This window comes from uncultured Sphingomonas sp. (assembly GCF_946477935.1).
Classification (GTDB): domain Bacteria; phylum Pseudomonadota; class Alphaproteobacteria; order Sphingomonadales; family Sphingomonadaceae; genus Sphingomonas.
This window is the reverse complement of sequence record NZ_CAMLAC010000253.1, coordinates 1-4,870: the sequence shown is the minus strand read 5'-3', so window position 1 is coordinate 4,870 and position 4,870 is coordinate 1. Positions and strand designations below refer to the sequence as shown.

3 protein-coding genes are annotated in these 4,870 nt (G+C 68.3%); all 3 read right to left on the bottom strand.

Annotation, left to right across the window (positions count from 1 at the left end):
* Positions 1-54: 54 nt before the first annotated feature.
* From Q0U08_RS17770 to Q0U08_RS17760, 3 genes are read right to left on the bottom strand one after another with little or no spacing between them, the layout of a single operon-like run.
* On the bottom strand, positions 55-1,197 hold the full coding sequence (locus tag Q0U08_RS17770) for a glycoside hydrolase family 68 protein (protein WP_298092974.1): 1,143 nt from the start codon (positions 1,195-1,197) through the stop codon (positions 55-57).
* Between the two features lie 32 nt (positions 1,198-1,229).
* A complete protein-coding gene (locus Q0U08_RS17765) occupies positions 1,230-3,344 on the bottom strand; it encodes an alpha-galactosidase (protein ID WP_298092973.1) in 2,115 nt (704 codons plus the stop codon).
* Positions 3,341-4,675 (bottom strand): MFS transporter, encoded by a 1,335-nt coding sequence (locus tag Q0U08_RS17760; protein ID WP_298092972.1) that lies wholly within the window; start codon positions 4,673-4,675, stop codon positions 3,341-3,343. The genes Q0U08_RS17765 and Q0U08_RS17760 overlap by 4 nt, the downstream gene beginning before the upstream one ends.
* Between the last annotated feature and the right edge of the window lie 195 nt (positions 4,676-4,870).

Here is a 4,870-nt window from a genome sequence, read left to right as displayed (position 1 = left end):
CCCCTCTGAGGAGCATCAGGTAAACAGCGCCCCGCGCTGTTTACCTGATGCTCCTCAGAGGGGAGAGGGCGAGATCGTCACCCGGTCGCCGTCGACGGCCAAGCGGAAGAACGGCGCCGCCGTCCCGCCAAACTGCGCGCGGCGCAGCGTGGGGTCGGCGGGGTCGCGGCCCTGTAGTCCCCAGGCATCGACGAAGCTGATCACGTCCAGCTCGCCGGTCACCCACCAGCAATAGGCCTGGTACGGCTCGGCCGCCGGGTTCGCCGCGACCAGCCCGGTGCCGTTCACCGGCCGCCATGGCCCTGCCATCGAGTCCGCGACCATCGCGTAGAGCCCGGTGACGCCCGGCACGCCGGGGGCGAAGCGTTTTCCTTGCGTCGACCAGAACAGGTAATAGCGCCCGTCGTGATGGATGATGTGCGGGCGCTCAAGCTCGCTGTTGGTGCCGATCGCCTCGACCGGCGGCGCGATCAGCATCCAGCGATCACCCTCGCGCCGCGCGGCGCCGATCACGCCGTCATGCACATCGTCCACCCAGCCGGCCGAGCCGACGAACAGGAGATATTCGGCGCCATCGGCGGGGTCGCGGAAATAGCCGGGATCGCGGAAACCCTTGATCCGGTCGTCCACCGCCTCGCGCTGATCGGCGATGCGGTAGGTGGCCCCGTCGGCGGCGACCGATTCGACCGGTTCGCGCCATCTGCCGGTGTGCGGACCGGTGGCATCCACCGTGAAGCGGCCCGTCGTCTCGAACAGGCGCTGCTCGAAGGTGCGCGGGCCGCCGGGGCGGCCGGAGGCGGTGAAATACTGGGTGAGCGTCTCGCCATCGTCGCCCAGTACCGCGCAGCCGGACCATTCGCGGCTGCCGGGTGTGAAGCCGGGTTCAAACGTCCAGCCATGATCGCGCCAGCCATCGGCGCCGTGGCTGGTCAGGCGGATGCGGGCCGCGTCATGGCGCATGTCGGGATCGGGAAAGCGCTCGGTCGCCAGGAAGAACCAGAAGCTGCGGCCGTCCACGATCACCGTCGAGCCGTCGGCCCGCTGGATCTGCCACATGTCCCACAGGTCCAGCCCCGGCGCGATCGGCACCACATCCGCAGCGCTGAACACGGGCAGCGATGCTTGCGGCATCTGCGCCGGGATGCCGGCCACAGCCCGGGTGGACCAGTGGGAGGGGAGAGGGTCGAGTAACGGCATCAACGATGGTCCTGGAATGGAAGGAGTGACGATCAGGAGGAACGGGAAAGGCGGAACAGCGCGACGCTTTCCCCCTTCATCGGCGGCATGGGCAGGCCGGCGGTGGCGAGCGCGTCGCCGCCGATCACGACGCCGCCGCTGCGCATCGCCGCGAACAGCGGGGCATCGGGCGCGGGGTGGCCGGGCACGGTGGCGATCTCCAGGAGCTCGACGCGCAGCTCACCGGCGCCCGCCAGCATCGGCAGCACGACCGGCGGCGGGCGGCGCAGCGTGGTGGGCGCGACGCGGGTGACGTGCAGGATCAGGTCGTCCGGTTGCCCGTGCGCCTGCCAGACCAGCCCGTCGGGGCCTTCGCCCAGCCATACCCGCCCGCTGTGCAGCCGGTCGCGCAAGCCCTTGTAGCGGGCGATGCCGGCGGCCAGCACGTCCGCTTCCTCCGCGGCCATGTCGGCCGGGTCCAGCTCCACGCCGAAATGACCAGGCAGCGCGACGGCCGCGCGGAACGCCATGCCCTGTGCGCGGCCGGTGGAATGGGCGGGCGCGGCGCCGACATGCGCGCCCATCATCTCGGGCGGCATGAACATCAGGAAGCCGCGCTGCATCGACACGCGCGATACCGCATCGATGCAGTCGCTGGTCCAGAAGCGATGCGTGCGCGCCGCGACGCCGGCATCGATCCGCCCGCCGCCCCCGGCGCACGACTCGATCTCCACGGTCGGATGCGCCGTCCCCAGCCGGTCGAGCAGATCGTAGACACCGCGCACCTGCGCCACATAGCCGGCGCGGCCGTCCGCGCCGGCGGCAGGCGCCAGATCGCGATTATGATCCCATTTCAGATAGGCGATCGGCAGTTCGGTCAGCAGCGCGTCCAGCCGCGCGAACAGATGGTCGCGCACCTCGGCTCGCCCCAGATCGAGGACGAGCTGGTTGCGTGAGGTGATGCGCGGCACGCCGTCCGCCGCCAGCACCCAATCGGGATGGTCGCGGTACAGGTCACTGTCGGGATTGATCATTTCCGGTTCGACCCAAAGGCCGAATTCCATGCCCAGATCGATGACATGGGTCGCCAGCGGCGCCAGTCCGTTCGGATATTTGCGTGCGTCCGGTTCCCAGTCGCCAAGGGCTGCGGTGTCGTCGTCGCGTCCGCGGAACCAGCCGTCGTCCAGCACGAAGCGTTCGACCCCCAGACCGGCGGCGCGGGTGGCGAGTGCCTTCAGCGCCGCCTCGTCATGGTCGAAATAGAAGCCTTCCCAACTGTTGATGTGTACCGGGCGGGGGCGCATGCCATCGGCGGGCCATGGTGCCCGTGCGCGGATCGCGGCGTGAAAGGCCTGCACCGCGCCGTTCAGTCCTTCGGTGGAGCAGGTCGCCAGCAGGTCCGGTGTGGTGACGCTTTCGCCCGGCGCCAGCGTCAGTTCGCCCGGCGCCAGCGCCATGCCCATCTGCAGGACCCAGAAGCCCTCGTCGTCACGCTCGACCAGCAGGCGGTGATTGCCGGACCATGCGAGTTGCGCGGCATGGACGCGCCCGGCGTGGCGGGTCGCCCCCGGTCCCTCCACGAACAGGCCCGGCGGGCCGGCATGACCGGTCAGGCCGCGGCGGCTTTCGCGGGTCCAGCCTTGCGCCGGCATCGGTTCGACCGCTTCGACGAATTCGCCATTGTGGCGGCCGGTGAAGTGGCGGATCGCGGTGCAGTCGTGCGGCAGGGGCAGAGTGCCGCTCGCCAGCCCGTCGATGCTCAGCGGCGTGTCACCCATGTTGGTCAGCGTGGCGGACAGGGTCAGCATGTCGCCGGCCATCGCAATGTGCTGCACCAGCGTCAGGCCGGCGGCATCGTCGCGCAACCGCACCGTGACCGCATCCGTGGTGGTGTCGACCGTATCGGTTGTGAAGCGGTGGGCGAAATGGCGGCCACCCCGATGGGCGCGCAAGGCGGCGGGGCCCAACCAGCCGGCGCCATAGGCCGGGACCAGCGCCAGCGGCTGGTCGACGTCGAGTGAAAAGGATGCGGCCGGGCGCAGGTCGGCAAGCGCGGGCAACGTTTCCGGGTTCAGCCGGCCGCCCCACCAGCGCCACAGGGGCACACCGTCGTCGCGGCGTTCCAGCACCACGCTCGTCATCGTGCCGTGCAACGCGATCCTGCTCATGCCGCGGTCGCGCCCACGGGCAGGCCGGCGGCGTTGCGTTCGCGCACCGAGAAGACGGCGGCGGCGGCGGCGAACATCAACACCCCGCACAGCGTGAGGACGTGGCGGGGATCACCACCCAGCAGCGGCTGATAGGCAAAGGGCATGGTGGCCGCGAACAGCAGCATGGGAATGACGATCATCATGTTGAAAATGCCCATATAGACGCCGTTGCGCTCCGGTGGGATCGATCCGGCCAGGATCACGTACGGATTGCCCATGATGCTGGCCCAGCCCAGCCCGACACCGATGGCGGGGACGAACAACAGCGCCTTTGTCTCGATATGCGGCAGCCACAGCATGCCGATCCCGGCGAGCACCAGACAGGCGGCGTGGAGCGAGGCGGCGCCGATCCGTTTGGCGAGCGGCACCATGGCAAAGGCAGCGATAAAGGCGATGCCGTTGTAAAAGGCCGCCATCTCGCCATTGGTCAGCACGGCGGAGTGGAAGCCCGACGAATTGGCCTGCGCGGTGCCATAGACCGAGCGGCCGATGGCATAGATGATGTACGCCCAATATCCGCCCATCGCATACCATTGAAACAGGCTCATCAGCGCCAGCTTGCGCATGGCGACGGGCATGTCGCGGATCGCGGTACCGATCTCCGCCAGCACCGCGCCGGGCGATTTGGACTGGGTGGCGATGCGGGCCTTTTCCTCGGCCGCCAGCGGCAGTTCGGGAACGCGCCAGATCGACCAGGCGATCGTCGCCAGCGACAGCGCCGCGCCCGCCATGAACGTCACCCGCGCCGTGTAGGGGATGTTGTGCGCGTCCACCCAGTCCTGGTTCATGCCGAAGAAGACGAGGATGGAGGGGGTGAGGAAGGCGAGCATCTGTGCAAGCCCCGTGAACGCGCTCTGCGTCAGGAATCCCAGTCCGTGCTGCGGCTCGTCCAGCCGGTCGGCGACATAGGCCCGGTAAGGCTCCATGGTGATGTTGTTGCCGGCATCCAGAATCCACAGCAGCGATGCAGCCATGACCAGCGACGAGCTGAGCGGCATGAAGAACAGGCCGAGCGCGCACAGCATGGCGCCGAACAGGAAATAGGGGGTGCGTCGCCCGAACCGGCTGTCCGTCCGGTCGCTCATCGCGCCGATGATCGGCTGTACCACCAGCCCCGTGATCGGCCCGGCCAGCAGCAACAGGGGCAGCGTCGCCTCCTCGGCCCCCAGATAGCTGTAGATCGGGGCCATGTTGCCCTGTTGCAGACCGAAGGAGAATTGCAGGCCGAAAAAGCCCAGATTCATCTCCAATATGCGGGCGAGTGGCAGATGAGGCTTGGGTTTGCGCATCCGGAACGATCCTCTGTCGGGGAAAACCCGTCTTTCGCGGATTTGGCCGCCATCCTACCGGTCTCGCCGTAAAGCGCAACAATCGTTTGCAAAGAAACGGAACTGGCCGATAACGGGACACTCGCAAGTTTCGCGGTGAATTGAGGCACTGTGTCAACCGTCCTATGCTGGCCGGCTCAGGGGGGAGCGGAGGGT